The sequence below is a fragment of the Aeromonas sp. R7-2 genome, from assembly GCF_040908105.1.
Classification (GTDB): Bacteria; Pseudomonadota; Gammaproteobacteria; order Enterobacterales; family Aeromonadaceae; genus Aeromonas; species Aeromonas caviae.
Genome location: NZ_JBFODC010000003.1, coordinates 80819 through 99321 on the forward strand (window position 1 = coordinate 80819; position 18503 = coordinate 99321).

The 18503-nt window shown below is 60.5% G+C and carries 18 protein-coding genes and 1 tRNA gene; 6 read left to right on the plus strand and 13 right to left on the minus strand.

What is annotated here, in order from left to right; translation table 11 throughout:
• The first annotated feature begins 39 nt into the window (after positions 1 to 39).
• Entirely contained in the window at positions 40 to 525 is a 486-nt protein-coding gene (gene rraA / locus AB5Y47_RS00370) for a ribonuclease E activity regulator RraA (protein WP_010676045.1), read from the plus strand.
• 271 nt (positions 526 to 796) lie between these two features.
• On the opposite strand, the gene AB5Y47_RS00375 is transcribed toward rraA, so the two are convergent.
• The 3 genes from AB5Y47_RS00375 to AB5Y47_RS00385 form a co-directional block, all read right to left on the minus strand.
• Positions 797 to 1471 (minus strand): 7-cyano-7-deazaguanine/7-aminomethyl-7-deazaguanine transporter, encoded by a 675-nt coding sequence (locus AB5Y47_RS00375; RefSeq protein ID WP_010676046.1) that lies wholly within the window; start codon positions 1469 to 1471, stop codon positions 797 to 799.
• Positions 1472 to 1615: 144 nt separating this feature from the next.
• The gene (locus AB5Y47_RS00380; protein ID WP_139736524.1) at positions 1616 to 1903 is read right to left on the minus strand and encodes a DUF3630 family protein; all 288 of its coding nucleotides are present in this window, start codon (positions 1901 to 1903) and stop codon (positions 1616 to 1618) included.
• A 10-nt stretch (positions 1904 to 1913) separates the two neighbouring features.
• Positions 1914 to 3341, minus strand: a complete 1428-nt coding sequence (locus AB5Y47_RS00385) for a YdiU family protein (RefSeq protein WP_368219589.1) — start codon at positions 3339 to 3341, stop codon at positions 1914 to 1916.
• A gap of 104 nt (positions 3342 to 3445) precedes the next feature.
• On the opposite strand from AB5Y47_RS00385, the gene AB5Y47_RS00390 reads away from it, so the two are divergent.
• Positions 3446 to 3748: a cytochrome c gene (locus tag AB5Y47_RS00390; protein ID WP_043153448.1), complete on the plus strand. Its 303-nt coding sequence runs from the start codon at positions 3446 to 3448 to the stop codon at positions 3746 to 3748.
• A gap of 116 nt (positions 3749 to 3864) precedes the next feature.
• Here the strand turns inward: AB5Y47_RS00390 and recQ are convergent, their stop codons facing one another.
• On the minus strand, positions 3865 to 5700 hold the full coding sequence (gene recQ / locus AB5Y47_RS00395) for an ATP-dependent DNA helicase RecQ (RefSeq protein WP_049636068.1): 1836 nt from the start codon (positions 5698 to 5700) through the stop codon (positions 3865 to 3867).
• Positions 5701 to 5831: 131 nt separating this feature from the next.
• On the opposite strand from recQ, the gene AB5Y47_RS00400 reads away from it, so the two are divergent.
• Positions 5832 to 6296: a thioesterase family protein gene (locus tag AB5Y47_RS00400; protein WP_039039661.1), complete on the plus strand. Its 465-nt coding sequence runs from the start codon at positions 5832 to 5834 to the stop codon at positions 6294 to 6296.
• 123 nt (positions 6297 to 6419) lie between these two features.
• A complete protein-coding gene (locus AB5Y47_RS00405; RefSeq protein WP_010676052.1) occupies positions 6420 to 6947 on the plus strand; it encodes a hypothetical protein in 528 nt (175 codons plus the stop codon).
• A 238-nt stretch (positions 6948 to 7185) separates the two neighbouring features.
• Here the strand turns inward: AB5Y47_RS00405 and AB5Y47_RS00410 are convergent.
• The 9 genes from AB5Y47_RS00410 to AB5Y47_RS00450 form a co-directional block, all read right to left on the minus strand.
• Positions 7186 to 7262: transfer RNA gene (locus AB5Y47_RS00410), tRNA-Pro, on the minus strand.
• A 140-nt stretch (positions 7263 to 7402) separates the two neighbouring features.
• Positions 7403 to 8128: an MOSC domain-containing protein gene (locus AB5Y47_RS00415; RefSeq protein WP_200164605.1), complete on the minus strand. Its 726-nt coding sequence runs from the start codon at positions 8126 to 8128 to the stop codon at positions 7403 to 7405.
• A gap of 48 nt (positions 8129 to 8176) precedes the next feature.
• Positions 8177 to 9019 (minus strand): ABC transporter permease subunit, encoded by an 843-nt coding sequence (locus tag AB5Y47_RS00420; RefSeq protein WP_010676054.1) that lies wholly within the window; start codon positions 9017 to 9019, stop codon positions 8177 to 8179.
• The gene (locus AB5Y47_RS00425) at positions 9016 to 9921 is read right to left on the minus strand and encodes an ABC transporter permease subunit (protein WP_010676055.1); all 906 of its coding nucleotides are present in this window, start codon (positions 9919 to 9921) and stop codon (positions 9016 to 9018) included. The genes AB5Y47_RS00420 and AB5Y47_RS00425 overlap by 4 nt, the downstream gene beginning before the upstream one ends.
• Positions 9918 to 11072 carry a polyamine ABC transporter ATP-binding protein gene (potA, locus tag AB5Y47_RS00430; RefSeq protein ID WP_010676056.1) on the minus strand — a complete coding sequence of 385 codons (1155 nt, stop codon included), beginning with the start codon at positions 11070 to 11072 and terminating at the stop codon, positions 9918 to 9920. The genes AB5Y47_RS00425 and potA overlap by 4 nt, the downstream gene beginning before the upstream one ends.
• 76 nt (positions 11073 to 11148) lie before the next feature.
• A complete protein-coding gene (locus AB5Y47_RS00435; protein WP_043153440.1) occupies positions 11149 to 12234 on the minus strand; it encodes a polyamine ABC transporter substrate-binding protein in 1086 nt (361 codons plus the stop codon).
• Between the two features lie 117 nt (positions 12235 to 12351).
• Entirely contained in the window at positions 12352 to 13449 is a 1098-nt protein-coding gene (locus AB5Y47_RS00440; protein WP_039039663.1) for a polyamine ABC transporter substrate-binding protein, read from the minus strand.
• A gap of 54 nt (positions 13450 to 13503) precedes the next feature.
• The gene (locus AB5Y47_RS00445; protein ID WP_010676059.1) at positions 13504 to 14865 is read right to left on the minus strand and encodes an aspartate aminotransferase family protein; all 1362 of its coding nucleotides are present in this window, start codon (positions 14863 to 14865) and stop codon (positions 13504 to 13506) included.
• 290 nt (positions 14866 to 15155) lie between these two features.
• Entirely contained in the window at positions 15156 to 16487 is a 1332-nt protein-coding gene (locus tag AB5Y47_RS00450; protein WP_010676060.1) for a glutamine synthetase family protein, read from the minus strand.
• A 462-nt stretch (positions 16488 to 16949) separates the two neighbouring features.
• On the opposite strand from AB5Y47_RS00450, the gene AB5Y47_RS00455 reads away from it, so the two are divergent.
• Positions 16950 to 17336, plus strand: coding sequence for a TraR/DksA C4-type zinc finger protein (locus AB5Y47_RS00455; protein WP_010676061.1), 387 nt, complete (start codon positions 16950 to 16952; stop codon positions 17334 to 17336).
• A 156-nt stretch (positions 17337 to 17492) separates the two neighbouring features.
• Positions 17493 to 18353 carry a hypothetical protein gene (locus tag AB5Y47_RS00460; RefSeq protein WP_010676062.1) on the plus strand — a complete coding sequence of 287 codons (861 nt, stop codon included), beginning with the start codon at positions 17493 to 17495 and terminating at the stop codon, positions 18351 to 18353.
• The last annotated feature ends 150 nt before the right edge of the window (positions 18354 to 18503 follow it).

The following is an 18503-nucleotide window of genomic DNA, read 5'->3' on the forward strand; positions in this document are numbered from 1 at the left end:
ATACTGGATCCACCTGTTTCCAGCGGTGGATCTGACACAATGGAATACAACACTTCAGAACTGTGCGACATCTATCAGGACATGGTGGATGTGCTCGAACCCATGCTCTGCTCCTTCGGCGGCCGCGCCTCTTTCGGCGGCGTCATCACCACAGTCAAATGCTTCGAATCGAACGGTCTTATCCGTGAACTGGTCAAGGAGAACGGCGTTGGTCGCGTGCTGTTGATCGACGGTGGCGGCTCCATGCGTCGTGCCCTGATCGACAGCGAGATCGCCACCACGGCGGCGGAAAATGAGTGGGAAGGGATCGTCTGCTACGGTTGCGTCCGTGAGGTCGATATCCTGGAAGATCTCGACATCGGCATTCAGGCCCTGGCGGCCATTCCGGTGGGCGCCGACAGCAAGGATATCGGGGAAACCGATCTGCCTGTCAACTTCGGCGGCGTCACCTTCCTGCCGGATGACCACCTCTATGCCGATACCACAGGGGTGATCCTCTCCCCCGATGCCCTCGACATCGAGTAAACAGCGCTGAGTGAAAATGGGAGCCCTGGCTCCCATTTTTTATGCCCGCTGATGGCGGAAAAGACGCAAAAAAAGAGGGCCAGTAAACTACTGGCCCCTTAACTGGAAGCAATGTGAGCAATGTCGTGCCTTCACAAGAAGTCCATCACGTTGGAACAAATGAAGTCTTTCCCGGAAAACAAGTTAACAATAATCATTCTCATTTAACTGTGCAAGCCTTATTTGCGAAGATCGCAAAAAAATTGACCACCCATGGGGGTGGTCAATCTCATCAGGCTTGTCGCGTAGCAGCTTGCAGGCCAGCCAATCCGGCCTCCCCCACCAGCTTGCGGCTGAGATAGCGCAGCAGCACACCGTAAAGCGGCACAAATAACCCCAGACTTATCAGCAACTTGAATACGTAATCCACGGTCGCGATCTCGACCCAGTGCTCGGCCATGAAGGGATCCGTGCTGCGCCAGAAGGCGATGCTGAAGAAGGCGATGGTATCCACCAGATTGCCGAACAGGGTGGAGGCCGCCGGTGCCACCCACCAGGCTTTCAGCAGGCGCAGGCGGTTGAACACCACCACATCCATGAACTGGCCCACCAGATAGGCCATAAAGCTGGCTAACGCGATCCGGGCAACAAAGAGATTGAACTCTGCCAGATTGCCCACCCCCTGGAAGCTCCCTTCGAAGAAGAGCACCGAGAGCACGTAGGACACGGTCAATGCCGGCAGCATCACGGTCTGGATGATCTTGCGCGCCAGGCCGGCGCCGAAGATCCGCACCGTCAGATCGGTGGCCAGGAAAATGAACGGGAAGCTGAAGGCACCCCAGGTGGTGTGGAAGCCAAAGATGGTGATCGGCAGCTGCACCAGGTAGTTGCTGCTGGCAATGATCAGGATGTGGAACAACGAGAGACGCATCAGTGCCGTCTGGTACTGAGCCGGAGTCAGGTTCATATTGTGACCTTTTTGGTTAATGGGGTTAGGGAACCCATATCGCCACCATGGCGATAATCAAGGGGCGAGATTATACGCCCCAAAATTGATAGTTCAATCTTTATGCGGTTATCTCAAGGGATTGACTCGCATCGCACGCCAAGCTCACTCCCGGGACTGCCGAGCCAGCCAGAACAGCGCCTCCGCGTCGTCCGGCTGCACCGCCGCCAGCCAGCAGCCGCTATAATGCTCGTACTCGAGCCGAAAGCGGCTGCCTTCAAACTCCAGCAGCCAGCTGTGGCGATCCGCCCCCCACTCCCGCTCGAGGGCCGCCAGCTCCCACTCCTGCAACAGGGCCTCGGCCAAGGTCGGGAAGCTGTCCCAGTCAAGGCCCGGGCAGGTCAGCATCACCACCCCGGCTTCCCTGTCTGTCTGCGTGATACGCCAGTTCATCTGTGGTTCCTCAACTGCTGCACGAGAGCTCGCCCCCGCAATACCAGCCCGGATGCGGAGTGGCGAGATCCTCGTATGCCGGTTGCTCATCATAGGGATGCTGCAGGGCCGCAAACAGCCGCTCGAACGGCGCCATGTCGCCCTGCTCTGCCGCCTCGATCACCTGCTGGGCCAGCGCGTTGCGCAGCACATACTTGGGATTGACTGCATCCATCTGCCCCTTGCGCACGCCATCCTCGCTCCCTTCCCGGGCGAGGCGTGCCCGATAGACCTCAAGCCACCCCTGCCAGACGGCAGGATCCGGCAACAGGGCCAGCAGGCTGGCGGGCCACGCTCCCTCTCGCGTCACCTCACCGAGACGTCGCAGGAAGAGGTGGTAATCCACCTTGTGCGCCGCCAGCAGCCGGAACAACTCGCGGAACAGCGCCGGATCCTCCTCTTCCCACACCGCCAGCCCCAGCTTGGCGCGCATCAGCTCGGAGTAGTGCAACATCAGCTGGTGCTCGTACTGGGCCAGGGCCGACGCGAGCGCGTCGCCATCCACATGGCCGGCCAGCGCCTGTGCCAGCTTCTGCAGGTTCCAGTATCCGACCGCAGGCTGCTGATCCAGCGCATAGCGACCATCCGGATCCGAGTGGTTGCAGACGAAGTCCGGCACATAGGCGTCGATGAAACCGTAGGGGCCGTAATCCAGGGTCAGCCCGAGCAGGGACATGTTGTCGGTGTTCATCACCCCGTGACAGAACCCCGCCGCCTGCCACTTGGCGATGAGCCGCGCGGTGCGGCGCACTACTTCGGCAAACAGCTCGGCGCCATCGGCCAGCTCGGGGAAGTGGTAACGCCGCACATAGTCGATGAGGGCGGGGATCTTCTCCCCCTGCCCGCTCCAGGCGAAATACTCGAAATGACCGAAGCGCAGATGGCTCGGCGCGGTGCGCAGCACGGTCGCCCCGCTCTCCACCTGCTCCCGGTAGACAGGCTCGTCACTGCCCAGCAGCACCAGAGCCCGGGTGGTGGGAATGCCGAGGGCATGCAGCGCCTCGGAAGCCAGGTACTCGCGAATGCTGGATCGCAGCACGGCACGGCCGTCGCCGAAGCGGGAGAATGGCGTCTTGCCCGCCCCTTTGAGGTGCAGGTCCCAGCGGCTGGCATCAGGCGCCAGCTGCTCCCCCAGCAGCAGAGCGCGGCCATCCCCGAGGCGCGGGCTGTAACCACCGAACTGGTGGCCCGCATAGACCTGGGCCACCGGCTGCATGCCCGGCAGGGGCTGCCCCTGGCCGCAACAAGCGAGCCACTGCGCCTCGCTCACCTCCCCGAGCCCCAGCTCACCAAGCAGCGCACGGTTCAGATGCAGCAATCTGGGGCCATGCAGCGGCTGCGGGGCAACGGGCTCGCAAGCCCAAGGGAGTTCGGTGGCAAAAGTGTTGATCAACTTCATGGTGATGGAGGTTGTCCCTGCGTATGCTCGTGTCACTCTTTATACCGCCGTCGGCTCGTCGAGGCTAACAGGCGATCACGATTATTCATTTCAAGGAGAAGACGATGCCAAAGTGGGTCTATACCCTGCCCCTGCTGGCGCTTGCCTGGGGCCATCAGGCCAAGGCGGCCGACATAGACGCAGGCAAGGCCAAATCCGTGGTCTGTGCCGCCTGTCATGGCGCGGATGGCAAGGCGAGCGTCCCGACCTACCCCCACCTCGCGGGCCAGAACCAGGCCTATTTGCTCAAGCAGATGAAAGCGTTCAAGGAGGGTTCCCGTACCGAGCCGCTGATGGTTCCCTTCATGGCGATGCTGACCGAGGCGGACATGGAGAATCTGGCAGCCTATTACGCCAGCCTGAAATAATGCATGGCGCCGACCAACGGGCGCCTTTCCACTGTTTGTTGTGCCAGCCTACTTGTTGTGCCAGCCTACCGGCCTGGGCCTGCAGCGGTCGATGACAAGGTCTACCTGGGCCGACCCTACCGGCGGCAGTAGTCGATGATCAGGTCCATAAAGGCCTCACCGAAGCGCTCCAGCTTGCGGTGACCGACACCGTTGACCGCCAGCATTTCCTCCTCGGTCATCGGCATGAGCTGTGCCATCTCAACCAGGGTGGCGTCGTTGAACACCACATAGGGCGGCACCTCTTCATCCTCGGCGATCTGCTTGCGCAGGGCGCGCAGCTCCTTGAACAGCCGCTTGTCATAGTTGGCGTTGTCGAGCAGGCCGTTGCGCTTCTCCTTGCGACTGGAGATGGGCTGCAGGCGGGGGACTGCCAGTTCAAGCTTCATCTCGCCACGCAGCACGGGTCGAGCCGCTTCGGTCAGCTGCAACACCAGATTGCGGGTGATGTTCTGGGTCAGCAACCCCTTGTGGATCAGCTGGCGGATGACGCTCATCCAGTATTCGTGGCTCTGATCCTTGCCGATGCCGTAGGTCGACAGCTTGTCGTGACCGTGATCCTTGATGCGCTGGTTCAGCGATCCGCGCAGCACCTCCACCACATAACCCACCCCGAAATTCTGTCCCACCCGCCAGACGCAGGAGAGCGCTTTCTGGGCATCTTCGGTGCCGTCATAACTCTGGGGCGGATCGAGGCAGATGTCGCAGTTGCCGCACGGCTTGTCGTTGTACTCGCCGAAGTAGTTGAGCAGCACCTGACGGCGGCAGGTCTGCGCCTCGGCGAAGGCCGCCATCACGTTGAGCTTGTACTGCTCCACCTGCAACTGCTGGGGGTTTTCGATGTTGTCGAGCAGCCGGCGCACCCGGCCGATATCGGCAGGATCGTAGAGCAGCAGCGCCTCGGCCGGGGTGCCGTCACGCCCGGCGCGGCCGGTTTCCTGATAGTAGGATTCGATGTTCTTCGGGATGTCGTAGTGCACCACGAAGCGCACGTTGGGCTTGTCGATGCCCATGCCGAACGCCACCGTCGCCACCACGATCTCGATGTCATCCTTGAGGAAGGCCTCCTGGGTCTGCTGACGCAGCTCCAGCGGCAGACCGGCATGATAGGGTGCCGCCTTGCAGCCGTGACGGGATAGCCGCTCGGCCACCTCCTCCACCCGATTGCGGCTGGAGCAGTAGACGATGCCGCAGTTGCCCTTCTGGCTCTGCACGTAGCGCAGCAGCTGCTCCGCTGCCTTGAACTTCTCCACCAGGCTGTAGCGGATATTGGGCCGATCGAAGCTGGCGGTGTGGATGAAGGGATCGTTCAGTTCCAGCCGGTGCAGCATGTCGCTGCGGGTCGCCTCGTCGGCGGTGGCGGTGAGCGCCACCACGGGCACCTGGGGGAACCACTGCTTGAGCCGTCCCAGCGCCGCGTATTCCGGCCGAAAATCGTGCCCCCACTGGGAGACGCAGTGGGCCTCGTCGATGGCGAACAGGCCGAGGGGCAGCTCCGCCAACCGGTCCATGAACTCGTGCTGCAGCAAACGCTCGGGGGAAACATAAACCAGCTTGATCTCGCCCCGGCGCATGGCGGCAAAGTTCTGGATCATCTCCTCCCGGCTCAGGGCCGAGTTGATGTAGACCGCCGCCACGCCGTTGGCGCGCAGGGTGTCGACCTGATCCTTCATCAGCGAGATGAGGGGGGAGACCACTACCCCGAGCCCGGGGCGCAGCAACGCCGGGATCTGGTAGCAGAGCGACTTGCCGCCACCGGTGGGCTTGAGCACCAGCGCATCGCGCCCCGCCACGATCTGCTCGATGATTTCGAGCTGGCCCGGCCGAAATTGCTGATAGCCGAACACCGCCTGCAGCAGGGCAAGGGGATTCTCTGGCTGGGGGTCAGGCAGGGTTTCGGCAATGGCGGTCATGGGCTCTCCTTTGGGGTCGCCATTCTAAAGCAGCCGCCGCCCACAATAAACCTGCCATTGCGACTGTTAAGGAAGTGTTGCAGACTGGCTGGAGTTTTTACTCGGCTTTGATGACAGGGCGGACTCAAGGAATGAAACAGATGCTCAAGAAGATGGCGCTCAGTGGCATAGCCAACCTGTTCGCCGAAAAAATGCCCTTCAACAAGCTGATCGGCATGCAAGTCACCCACTACGACTTCGACAAGGTGGAGCTGCGCATCAAGATGGAACAGAAGCTCATCGGCAACCCTTTCCACAACATACTGCACGGCGGCGTCACCGCCAGCCTGCTCGATGTGGCGGGCGGCATGATAGTCGCCGCCTCCTGCATCGACGAGTTGGAGGACTTCTCCCCCAGCTATCTCAAGGAGCGCTTCTCGCGACTTGGCACCATCGATCTGCGGGTGGACTATCTTCGTCCCGGTCGCGGCAACGAGTTCATCGCCACCGCCCACATCATCCGGGCAGGCAGCAAGGTCGCAGTCGCCCGCATGGAGCTGCACAACGAAGAGGGCACTCACATCGCCTTCGGCACGGGGACCTACCTCGTCGGCTAATGGTTTTTATTGCATAAAAAGTGCGCTTCTAAGCTGATTTTAATCATTAGAATTCTTACCCCCTCCTCCGCTCAGGGTCCATACTGAAAGTCGGGATTCTGTGCAGAGGGAGGATTGCAGACGATGAGCGCGATACTGGCTACCCAACCATCCAGAGCCTTGCTGACACGACTTGAGGCCATGCGCGAAGAAGTGCAGACCCCAGAGTGCCGTCACTGGTTGGAACAGGAGCTGGAGGGGTATTCTCTCTGTTCACCCCTGCCCTGGTATCGCATCATTGCCTGTCGGCAACGCGGTCACTTCCTGAATCTGAAGACGGGAAAATATCTGACTTGCCATATCGGCAGCCAAACGCTAAGCCAACGCGACCTGGCCCAAGTTCAGTTCATCTATGCCCGTGAACCCGCCGCCCACTATTTACTGCGTCACGATTCCCATATCGAGCCCTGGCCGGAATCGCTGCTGGAAGCGTATCGAGAGCAGCTGATCCCTGGTCATCTCTGCCTGCAAGCCTGGCATGAGCCCGTGTCTTCGCTGCGTTCACAACTGATGGAGGGAATAGCACATTTCATTAGTGAGTACCCCAAGCATGCGGCCCTGCAAACCCAACACGGTTTCAAGGCATTGCGGCATCAACACTGGCATATCTGAATGAGCGCCTGGGGCGCAAGGAGGGCACCATCGACAAGACCCACAACGAGATTGTCACAATCTAGAGTGCCGGAGTCAGGATCAGACTCCACCAGTGGGGCCACCGAGCGGTGGCCCTTTTAGTTGGGCAAATGAGGAAGATCGGAGCAGCAGCTGCAGCAATCGACAATGGAAATGTCAGCTTTGCTTCAACAGACCAAATGCGAAAAGGCCGCTCATTGAGCGGCCTTTTCAAATGTGGTCGGTGTGAGAGGATTCGAACCTCCGACCCCTTCGTCCCGAACGAAGTGCGCTACCAAGCTGCGCTACACACCGATGTCTGCGGGGCGAGAATTTACCGAAAGCCCCGACCCGACACAAGCCTTTTTTTGCATTCACTCTAAAAAAACGGCTTTACGCTCAATAATTCAGCGAGTCGCAGCAAAAATCGCCACAAGGCATCTTTCCGCCTGCCTTCAGCCCTGTCGAGGCAACCTGAACTCGGTCGGCCCCAGCAAACGCCGGCTCCAATCCGCCACCACTCCATGTTCCAGCCAATGAGCCGCATGCTGGCGCCAATTGGGAGAGAGCGCCGGGTTCTCCAGCAGCAGTTGCAGGTCTTCCTCGTTGCGAACCTGGTTGAACAGGATGTCGGCGGTGCGCTTCACCGTCAGCTCAGGGTAGGGTCTGTCCACCAGTGTCAGCTCCCCCTGCGGCTCCACCCTTCCCTCTTCCAGCACCCGCAGCAGCCAGCCACAGCGACCACTCAGCTGCATCACCTGGGAGAGCTGGCCATAGCCAAAGCGCTGGTTGAGCTTGAAACAGGGGGATCTGGGCTGGCTTATCTGGATCAGCGCCTCCCCAAGTCGATAGACATCGCCGATGCAGGCCTGCGCCTCCGTCAGCCCCGAACCAGAGAGATTCTCGCCAAAGGCGGCAGGCTGCCAGGGTGTGCGTGGTACAGGCAGTTCCAGCGCGGTTTGCCAGGTTTTCCACCAGGCGTAGTGCTCCGCAGGGTAATGGTGCAGGGCTCGATCCGGGCCGCCATGATGGCGTCTGTCGCTCTGCTCATCCCCGCGAAGGCCGAGGAAATCGCACCACAGAGGGACGTCGGCAGGCTGCTTGTGGATGGCACTGATGAGGCCGGGGGCCTGCTCTGGGTTCAGTTCGGCGCTCTGGCCGATGAAGAGGGAGATCCGCATTCCATTCTCCTGACGGATGGGGGAATGCGGATCTTATCACGGGGCAGGTCAGGCAACTGCCTGCATCTGGGTGGTCATGGCGATCTCGGCGCGACGGCGTTTCTCCGCCCGGGCCATCAGATACCAGCTACCGAAGGTGAACAGGGATACCGACAGCAGGATCAGACTCGCGATGGCGTTGATCTCGGGCTTCACGCCGAGACGCACCGCCGAGAACACTTCCATCGGCAAGGTGGTCGAACCCGGGCCGGAGACGAAGCTCGCCAGCACCAGATCATCCAGCGACAGGGCAAACGACATCATGCCACCCGCCGCCAGCGACGGGGCGATCATCGGGATGGTGATCAGGAAGAACACCTTCCAGGGCTTGGCTCCCAGGTCCATGGCCGCCTCCTCGATGGAGAGATCCAGCTCCCGCAGCCGCGCCGACACCACGATCGCCACATAGGCGGTACAGAAGGTGGTATGTGCTATCCAGATGGTCAGCATGCCCCGCTCCGCGGGCCAACCCACCAGCTGGGCCATGGCCACGAACAGCAGCAGCAGGGAGAGACCGGTGATCACCTCGGGCATCACCAGCGGCGCCGTCACCATGCCGCCGAACAGGGTCCGGCCACGGAAGTGAGGGATCCGGGTCAGCACGAAGGCCGCCACCGTCCCCAGCGCCACCGCCGCGATGGCGGTGTAGAAGGCGATCTCCAGGGAGCGGAACACGGACCCGATCAACTGTTTGTTGTCGAGCAGGCCGAAGTACCACTTGAGCGACCACCCCCCCCACACCGTCACCAGCTTGGAGGCGTTGAAGGAGTAGATGACCATGATGATCATGGGCAGGTAGATGAACAGCAGACCCAGCCACAGCATCAGCTTGGCAAAACCGAAACGTCTCATGCCTTGCCCTCCAGCTCTTTGGCCTGGTTGCGGTTGAACAGGATGATGGGAATGATCAGCACCGCCAGCATCACCACCGCCAAGGCGGAGGCCACCGGCCAGTCACGGTTGTTGAAGAACTCCTGCCACAACACCTTGCCGATCATCAGGGTCTCCGGCCCCCCCAGCATCTCGGGGATGACGAACTCGCCCACCACCGGGATGAAGACCAGCATGCAACCGGCGATGATGCCGTTCTTGGAGAGTGGCACCGTGATCTGCCAGAACCGGGTCAGGTTGCGGGCACCCAGATCGGAGGCTGCCTCCAGCAGGCTCTGGTCGTGCTTGACCAGGTTGGCGTAGAGCGGCAGCACCATGAACGGCAGGTAGGAGTATACGATGCCGATATAGACCGCCAGGTTGGTATTGAGGATCTGCAGCGGTTCGTCGATCACCCCGATGCCCAGCAGGACGCTGTTGAGCAGGCCGTTGTTGCTGAGGATCCCCATCCAGGCGTATACCCGGATCAGGATCGCCGTCCAGGTCGGCATCATGATGAGCAGCAACAGAACGGTCTGGGTCTCCTTGTTGGCCCGCGAAATGGCGTAAGCCATGGGATAGCCGATCAACAGGCAGAGCAGGGTACTGACCAGGGCTATCTTGAGGGACCCCAGATAAGCCGCGATGTAGAGCTCATCCTCCTGCAGCAGCAGGTAGTTGCCCAGGTTGAGCAGTATGGTGAGCTGATTGTCTGCCCAGCTCACCACGTCCGTATAGGGGGGGATGGCCACGTCCGCTTCGGCGAAGCTGATCTTCACGACGATGATGAAGGGCAGCAGGAAGAAGAGGAACAGCCAGAAGAAGGGGATGCCGATGACCAGCTGCCGCCCTCCCACCTGTTTGAGTCGTCTCAATGCCTTCATGATTGCAGCACCACGCCGCTGTCATCTTCCCAGTAGAGGAACACCTGGTCATCCCAGGTCGGCCGTTTGCCGTGGCGTTCGGCATTGGCGATGAAAGCCTGAACGATTTTGCCCGAGGGCAACTGGATGTGATACACGGAATGGCCGCCCAGATAGGCGATGTCATAAACCTCGCCCTTGGTCCAGTTGAAGTCCGGATGCTCGATCTCTTCCGGCTTTTGCAGGCTCATCAGCAGTTTTTCCGGACGCAGGGCATAGGTGACCTTCTTGTTCTCCGCCCGGGAGCTGATGCCGTGACCCACATAGATGGGCTGCTCCAGATCCGCACAGGCGATGATGGCGTGGTCCTGCTCATCCTCCACCAGCAGGCCGTCAAACAGGTTGACGTTGCCGATGAACTCGCACACCAGCCGGCTGGCCGGGGTTTCGTAGATGTCCATCGGGCTGCCGATCTGCTCGATGCAACCGAGGTGCATGATGGCGATCCGCTCGGCCATGGTCATGGCTTCTTCCTGATCGTGGGTCACCATGACGCAGGTCACGCCGACCCGCTCGATGATCTCGACCAGCTCGAGCTGCATGGTGGAGCGCAGCTTCTTGTCCAGCGCCCCCATGGGCTCATCCAGCAGCAGCAGCTTGGGACGCTTGGCCAGGGAACGAGCCAGGGCCACCCGCTGACGCTGACCACCGGAGAGCTGGTGCGGCTTGCGGCGGGCGTACTGGGTCATCTGCACCAGCTTGAGCATCTCTTCCACCCGGGCATCGATCTCCGCCTTGGGCAGGCCATCCTGCTTGAGGCCGAAGGCGATGTTCTGGGCCACCGTCATGTGGGGGAACAGGGCATAGGACTGGAACATCATGTTGATGGGGCGTTCATAGGGCGGCATGTCGGTAATGTCGACGCCGTCGAGGAACAGCCGTCCTTCCGTGGGTCGCTCGAACCCGGCCAGCATCCGCAGCAAGGTGGACTTGCCGGAGCCGGACCCACCCAGCAGGGCGAAGATCTCGCCCTTGTGGATGTTGAGAGACACGTTGTCGACCGCCAGCGTTTCGTCGAACTGCTTGCTTACCCTGTCTATTTTGACCAGCACTTCTTTACGCTGCTGGCTGCCCTCGAGGGCTTTCTTGTAGGCACTGGAGGCTATCGCCATTACCAAACTCCCAAAGGTGATTCCGGCCTGGGCCGATCCATCAATACAATCTGGCGCCCCGGGATGGGCGCCAAGGTTAGGTTCCGGATTTGATCTTGGTCCAACTCCGGGTGATCAGGCGCTGCACCGAGCGGGGATGTGCTTCCTGCACATACAGACGCTCAAGCACCGCCTGGGGGGGATAGACAGACTCGTCCTCGCGCACGGCCTTGTCCATGAACTCTCCCGCCTTGATGTTCGGGTTCGCGTAACCCACATAGTCGCTCACCTTGGCGATGACCTGCGGTTCGAGAATGTAGTTGATCAAGGCGTGAGCCTCTTTCACGTTGGTGGCATCGGCCGGGATCGCCATCATGTCGAACCAGAGATTGCCACCCTCCTTGGGGATGCTGTAGGCAATATTGATCCCCTTGCCCGCCTCCTCGGCCCGGGACGCCGCCTGCAGGATGTCGCCGGAGAAACCCGCCGCCACGCAGATGTTGCCGTTGGCGAGGTCACCGATGTACTTGGAGGAGTGGAAGTAGGCCACGTAGGGGCGCACCTTGAGCAGCTGCTCTTCGGCCCGCTTGATATCCGCCGGCTCATGGCTGTTGGGGTTGAGCCCCAGGTAGTTGAGGGCAGCCGGGATCATCTCGTCCGCCGAATCGAGGAAGGCCACGCCGCACTGGGAGAGCTTCTTCATGTTTTCCGGCTCGAAGATGGTCGCCCAGGAGTCAATCTTGTCGACACCCAGCACTTCCTTGATCTTGTCGACGTTGTAGCCGATGCCGTTGGTGCCCCAGAGGTAGGGCACGGCGTACTGATGGCCCGGATCCACCTTCTCGAGCTGCTTGAGCAGCATGGGGTCCAGGTTGCTCAGGTTTGGCAGCAGGGTGAGGTCCAGCTTCTGGAAGGCCCCCGCCTTGATCTGCTTGGCCAGGAAATTGTTGGAGGGCACGACCAGATCGTAGCCGGTGCGTCCGGTCAGCAGCTTGCCTTCCAGCGTCTCGTTGGAGTCAAACACGTCGTAGACGGTCTTGATCCCGGTCTTCTGCTGAAAGTCACTGAGGGTGGTCTCGCCGATATAATCGGACCAGTTGTAAAAATGAACCACAGGGGCTGCCTGGGTCAGATTTGCAAACCCCAGGGTCAGGGCCAGCGTTGCCATCTTGGTCATGTGCACTTATCAGTCCTCATTTGTGTGATTTTGCCAGTCGCGCATCCATACGCGCCGTCCAACCTGTCGGGTGGTCACCACCCTCCCGGCCGAACTGCGGACCGGGAGGGGTACTCGTCACTCTTACTTGCCTGACTTGATCTTGGTCCAGCTGCGGGTCATCAGACGCTGCACCTTGGCCGGCAGATCCGGGAAGGTGTAGATCTTCTTGAGGGTATCCGGCGTCGGGTAGATACCCGGGTCGGTACGGATCGCCTCGTCCACCAGCGGCGTGGCCGCCTTGTTGCCGTTCGGGAACTGCACCACGTTGGTGATGTTCGCGATCACGTCCGGCTTCATCAGGTAATTGATGAAGGTGTGGGCCGCCTCGACGTTCTTGGCATCCGCCGGGATGGCGATCATGTCGAAGAAGCTGCCTGCCCCCTCTTTCGGAATGGTGTAAGTCAGGCTGACACCGTTCTTGGCCTCGGCGGCACGCGCCTTGGACTGCTGCAGGTCACCGGAGTAACCGACCGCCACGCACAGGTTGCCGTTGGCCAGATCCGAAATGTACTTGGAGGAGTGGAAATAGGCGGTATAGGGACGGATGGAGAGGAACAGCTCCTCTGCCTTCTTCAGCTCATCCGGCTTCTGGCTGTCCGGCTTGAAGCCCAGGTATTGCAGGGCGGCCGGCAGCATTTCGGTCGGCGAGTCGAGGAAGGAGACACCGCACTCCTTCAGCTTGGCCATGTTCTCCGGCTTGAACACCAGATCCCAGGAGTCCACCGGGGCATCGGCCCCCAGCACGGCCTTCACCTTCTCGGCGTTGTAGGCATAGCCGATGGTGCCCCACAGGTAAGGGATGGAGTATTGGTTGCCCGGATCGCTCGGTTCGAGCGCCTTGAGCAGGTCGACGTCCAGGTTCTGCCAGTTGGAGAGTTTGGACTTGTCCAGCTTCTGGAAGACACCTGCCTTGATCTGCTTGGCCAGGAAGGGGTTGGACGGTACGACGATGTCATAGCCCGACTTGCCTGCCAGCAACTTGGCTTCCAGCACTTCGTTGCTGTCGAACACGTCGTAGACCACCTTGATGCCCGTCTCCTTCTGGAAGTTTTCCAGCGTATCCGGCGCGATGTAGTCGCTCCAGTTGTAGACGTGCAGCACCTTCTCGTCGGCCATCGCCCCGGTACTCATCATGACCAGCGCCACGGAAGCAGCCATCATTCCCTTTTTAAAAGACATAGTCCTTGTCTCCTAAGCAAATTGTATGCGTAAGCCAACCTGCCCGGTTCCCGCCTATTCCCGCAGCTTTGCAGCCGTCAGGTCCAGACTGAGCCTGGCCAGTTTGACCAATTCATCCACCTGTTCCTCGGTGATCACCAAGGGGGGCGATATGATCATGGTATCGCCGACAGCCCTCATCACCAAGCCATTGTTAAAACAGAACTCCCGACAGGTCATCCCGGCATGGAGCTCGGCCGGGAAGCGACGTTTCGTCTGCTTGTCCTGCACTATTTCCAGCGCGGCGACCAGGCCTTTTCCACGGGTTTCCCCCACCAGCGGATGGTCCGCCAGCTCAGCCCAGCGGCGCTGCAAATAGGGGCCGATACTATCATGAACTCGCTTAACTATGCTCTCCCTTTGCATAAGCTGGATGTTGGCAATGGCCACGGCGCAGGCGACCGGATGGCCGGAATAGGTGAAGCCATGGTTGAACTCGCCCCCCTCTTCCACCAGCACCCTGGCAACCCTGTCCCCCACCATCACGGCGCCCATCGGCAGATAGCCGGAGGTAATGCCCTTGGCCAGGCACATGAGGTCGGGTTTGATGCCAAAACCTTCACTGGCAAACCAGTGACCGGTGCGGCCAAAGCCGCAGATCACCTCGTCGGCGATAAGCAGGATGCCGTACTGGTCGCAGATGCGCTGGATCTCGGGCCAGTAGCTCTCGGGGGGAATGATGACCCCCCCCGCACCCTGGATAGGCTCGCCGATGAAGGCGGCCACCTTGTCCACCCCCAGTGCCAGGATCTTCTCTTCCAGCTGGCGGGCACGGGCCAGACCGAACTCGTGGGCGCTCATGCCCTCTCCCTCACCGAAGTGATAGGGCTGGTCGATGTGTACTATGCCCGGAATGGGCAAGCCGCCCTGGGCGTGCATCCCCTTCATGCCGCCCAGACTGGCCCCCGCCACGGTGGAGCCGTGATAGGCATTGTGGCGGCTGATGATCACCTGCTTGTCAGGTTGTCCCTTGCTGGCCCAGTAGTGGCGCACCATGCGCAGCACGGTGTCGTTGCACTCGGAACCCGAACCGGTGAAGAAGACGTGGTTGAGGTGGGAAGGGGTGATCTCGGCCAGCAGGGTGGCCAGCTCGGCAGCAGGGGGGTGGCTGGTCTGGAAGAAGAGGTTGTAGTAGGGCAGCTGCTGCATCTGGCGAGTGGCGGCATCCACCAGTTCCTGACGGCCGTAGCCCATGTTGACGCACCACAGACCCGCCATCCCGTCCAGAATGCGCTTGCCTTCGGAGTCTTCCAGATAGACGCCTTCGGCCTTGGTGATGATGCGACTGCCCTTCTTGTTCAGGGCCTGAAAATCGGTAAACGGATGCAGATGATGGCTGGCTTCCAGTTGCTGCCACTCACGGGTGGTGTGCTGCATTGCTTGCTCCTCGGTTCCTTCGATTCGGCGAATCTTGTCGCCATTCATGAGGGCACGGATGGCCTGCCCGGTCACTGCCATTCACGGGGCTGGCACTCTCTTGCCTGCTCGATGCCTTTCCATGGGGCGAACATCGTCGCCAGTTGATTGCAGGTGATCCCCTCTCCATTGCGGGAGCGGGCCTCACCTTTACTCGGTGCCTTCCGGGTCGCGGGCACCGCCGCGAGACGGGCCTTCGGCCCCTTGCTTGCGATATGACGGGGAGAGGCCTCGCCTCCCCCGGGGACAGATCAGACGTTCAGCAGCAGGAATTCCCGTTCCCAGCGGCTGATCACGCCGAAATAGGTCTCGTACTCCTTGCGTTTGACGGCCACGAAGGCGCGGATGAAGCGCTCCCCCAGCATGTCCTTGATGGGTTCACACTGCTCCAGGTGGCTCAGCGATTCCTCCAGCGAGCGGGGCAGGCTGTAGGGCAGGTCATAGGCACTCGCCTTCATCTCCTGCATGGGTTCGAGCTTCTCCAGCATGCCGAGGTAGCCGCAGGCCAGGGTGGCGGCCAGGGCCAGATACGGGTTGGCATCGGCCCCGGCGAAGCGGTTCTCGACCCGGCGTGCACTCGGTTCGGAGAAGGGGACCCGCAGGCCGCAGGTGCGGTTTTCCACACCCCACTGCACGTTGCGCGGCGCACTCTCGCCAAAGGTGAGGCGGCGGTAGGAGTTGACGTTCGGCGCCAGCAGGGCGGTCACTGCCGGGGTGTATTTCTGCAGGCCGGCGATGAAGTGCATGAACAGATCGGAGTTGCCCCCTTCGCTGGTACCAAACAGGTTGTTGCCATCCATGTCTTCCAGGCTCTGGTGGATGTGCATGGCGGAACCCGGTTCGTTGCTCATGGGTTTGGCCATGAAGGTGGCATAGATGCCGTGGCGATGGGCGGCCTCGCGCATGGTGCGCTTGAACAGAAACACCTGGTCGGCGAGATCGATGGCATCCCCGTGCAGGAAGTTGATCTCCATCTGGGCGGCACCGGATTCGTGGATCAGGGTGTCCACCTCCAGCTCCTGGGCCTCGCAGTAGTCGTACATGTCCTCGAAGATGGGGTCGAATTCGTTCACCGCATCGATGCTGAACGACTGGCGGGCCGTTTCCGGGCGGCCGTTGCGGCCCACCGGCGGTACCAGCGGATAGTCGGGATCTTCGTTGCGGGTCACCAGGTAGAACTCCAGCTCCGGCGCCACCACCGGCTTCCAGCCCTGCTTCTCGTAGAATGACAGAACCCGGCGCAGCACGGAGCGGGGAGCGATGTCGATGAGCTTGCCGTTGACGTCAAAGCAGTCGTGGATCACCTGGGCGGTGGGCTCCAGCGCCCAGGGCACGAAACGAATGGTGTTGGGATCGGGATAGAGCTGCATGTCCCGCTCCAGCGGGTCTATCATGCTGTCGTCATCCGGGTACTCGCCAGTCACCGTCTGGGTGAAGATGACCTCGGGCAGCCGCATGCCCCCCTCGCGCAGAAACTTGTTGGCTGGAATGATCTTGCCTCGGGCATTGCCGGTGAAATCCGGAAACAGGCACTCCACTTCCGTGATGCGATTGCTCTCCATCCAGCCCTTGATACTGTCCATGTTAAACCCCGACTTTACGGTTGCCATTGTCAAGGGTGTCTAATATAAGGAACACCCTTGTTAAGAAAATGTAATCGACCACACCATAAAAGCCCGTGATAAAGGCCTTTGTCAAGCAGCGGTGTTTAAAAAACTATAAACAACGGCCTGTATAATGACCAGTGCGGCACCAAATACTAAACACTTTGTGTCACGATCAGCCCACTGCAAGCTCGATGCCAACGGCGGCGGGATCTCGTTCGATACTCAGTCAGACCCTGTCGGAGAAGGCCCATTTCTTTGCAAGGGCGCACACTCCTTATCCAATTTCCTTTGCATGTCTGCGTTTTTTTGGTACAAGGCCCGCCCTGATTTGCACTCTCCTGCATGGATTTGGTGCAAAACGGGATACAAGGGCTTGGTCTGACGACAGACAGCCCCCATCAATGGGTAACATTGGGAAACTGACTGGTAGCAAACCGTATGTGTGATTTCATGACAGAAGACCAACTGACCTTCTACAAAGGCCAGATCGAGCGACAAATCCTTGAGCTCGAAGAACGTCTCAACTCCCAGGCCAGCCAGGCTATCGCCACCGATACCAACGAGATGGCGGATGAAATTGACCGTGCCAGTGTCGAGGAGGCCCGTCGCCTGGAGCTGAACCGCATCGAGCACGACAAGTTGCACCTGCGCAAGCTGAAAGGGGCGTTGAAGCGCATCAATGAAGGGGATTTCGGCTATTGCGAATCCTGTGGCGACGAGATCTCTCTCAAGCGGCTGCAGGCCCGTCCCGAGTCCCGCTTCTGTGTTGAATGCCAGAGCACCAAGGAATTCAACGACACGCACGTGTTCCGTCGCGTCGCCTGATGCGGCGAACAAGCCCGGCCTCGGTACGAGCCGGGCACAGGGCAGGCCATGCCCGAAGATGACGCGGCCGGGTGATCCCCGGCCCCTTTCACAGCAAGAGCGTGACAACTTCTGTTAGACTCCGGGCAAGTCCCGGATCCTACAGGAGATCAAAGCGTGAAATGGCTCATCAGGCTGTGCTTGTGCCTGCCATTGCTGGCACAAGCACAGACGCTCACCGTCAAGGTCCCCAGCCGACCGATCAACGATCTCGACAACGAATACCAGCTCAAGCTGCTGGAACTGGCGCTCAACCACGCCGGGCAGCCCTACAAGCTGGAGCGGGTCGACCTCAATCTCAACCAGTACAGCCTCCAGCAGGCGCTTGCCAAGGGCAAGGTCATCAATGTGTTCTGGATGGGTACCTCCAGCGCGCTGGAATCCTCCCTCACCGCAGTGCCAATCCCGCTGTTTCGTGGCCTGGAAGGGCTGCGCCTCTCCTTCATCCACGCCGATGCCCAGGAGCGGTTCAACCAGATCAACACCCTGGCAGACCTCAAGAAACTGAAAGCCGCACAGGGGGTGGGCTGGGCCGACAACAAGATCCTGGAACTGGCAGGCATTCCCACCTATGCCGGGCGCTACAGCAACCTGTTTCGCCTGATGAATGACGGCGACAAGCTGGACTTCTTCCCCCGTGGTCTGGTGGAAATCTTCGCCGAACGCAGCGAGCTGGCGGCACAATATCCCAACCTGGTGATCGATCAGCACCTGCTGATCCGCTACCCCTTCGCCGAGTTCTTCTTCGTCAGCCCGGAGTCGCCGAAGCTGGCCAAGGCGATCCAGACCGGCCTCGAGCGTGCCTATGCCGACGGCAGCTTCATGGCGTTCTTTCGGGAGAACCCCAAGATCCGCGAGGCCCTGGCCAGCGCGAATCTGGAGCAGAGAGTCACCATCGCCCTGCCCAATCCCGACATGACCCCCTTGCTCAAAAGCATTCCGGCCCAATATTGGGAATATCCACCGTCGCAGGAGTAAACGGACACGATATCCGGCGTTGAGAATATCCACCGCTGCGAGCGTGAACGGACACGGCCTCCGGCGTTGAGAATATCCACCGCTGCGAGCATAAACGGACACGGTATCCCGGCGTTGGGAATATCCGCCGCCGGGAGCGTGATCAGCCGC

What these genes read in the sequence shown, in the direction of transcription:
- AB5Y47_RS00385 (WP_368219589.1), bottom strand. Translation starts at nt 3,341, where the DNA reads ATGAAGTTGATCAACACTTTTGCCACCGAACTCCCTTGGGCTTGCGAG.
- AB5Y47_RS00420 (WP_010676054.1), bottom strand. Translation starts at nt 9,019, where the DNA reads ATGAGACGTTTCGGTTTTGCCAAGCTGATGCTGTGGCTGGGTCTGCTG.
- AB5Y47_RS00450 (WP_010676060.1), bottom strand. Translation starts at nt 16,487, where the DNA reads ATGGACAGTATCAAGGGCTGGATGGAGAGCAATCGCATCACGGAAGTG.
- AB5Y47_RS00390 (WP_043153448.1), top strand. Translation starts at nt 3,446, where the DNA reads ATGCCAAAGTGGGTCTATACCCTGCCCCTGCTGGCGCTTGCCTGGGGC.
- AB5Y47_RS00400 (WP_039039661.1), top strand. Translation starts at nt 5,832, where the DNA reads ATGAAACAGATGCTCAAGAAGATGGCGCTCAGTGGCATAGCCAACCTG.
- AB5Y47_RS00455 (WP_010676061.1), top strand. Translation starts at nt 16,950, where the DNA reads ATGTGTGATTTCATGACAGAAGACCAACTGACCTTCTACAAAGGCCAG.
- AB5Y47_RS00445 (WP_010676059.1), bottom strand. Translation starts at nt 14,865, where the DNA reads ATGCAGCACACCACCCGTGAGTGGCAGCAACTGGAAGCCAGCCATCAT.
- recQ (WP_049636068.1), bottom strand. Translation starts at nt 5,700, where the DNA reads ATGACCGCCATTGCCGAAACCCTGCCTGACCCCCAGCCAGAGAATCCC.
- AB5Y47_RS00425 (WP_010676055.1), bottom strand. Translation starts at nt 9,921, where the DNA reads ATGAAGGCATTGAGACGACTCAAACAGGTGGGAGGGCGGCAGCTGGTC.
- AB5Y47_RS00415 (WP_200164605.1), bottom strand. Translation starts at nt 8,128, where the DNA reads ATGCGGATCTCCCTCTTCATCGGCCAGAGCGCCGAACTGAACCCAGAG.
- AB5Y47_RS00440 (WP_039039663.1), bottom strand. Translation starts at nt 13,449, where the DNA reads ATGTCTTTTAAAAAGGGAATGATGGCTGCTTCCGTGGCGCTGGTCATG.
- AB5Y47_RS00380 (WP_139736524.1), bottom strand. Translation starts at nt 1,903, where the DNA reads ATGAACTGGCGTATCACGCAGACAGACAGGGAAGCCGGGGTGGTGATG.
- AB5Y47_RS00405 (WP_010676052.1), top strand. Translation starts at nt 6,420, where the DNA reads ATGAGCGCGATACTGGCTACCCAACCATCCAGAGCCTTGCTGACACGA.
- rraA (WP_010676045.1), top strand. Translation starts at nt 40, where the DNA reads ATGGAATACAACACTTCAGAACTGTGCGACATCTATCAGGACATGGTG.
- potA (WP_010676056.1), bottom strand. Translation starts at nt 11,072, where the DNA reads ATGGCGATAGCCTCCAGTGCCTACAAGAAAGCCCTCGAGGGCAGCCAG.
- AB5Y47_RS00375 (WP_010676046.1), bottom strand. Translation starts at nt 1,471, where the DNA reads ATGAACCTGACTCCGGCTCAGTACCAGACGGCACTGATGCGTCTCTCG.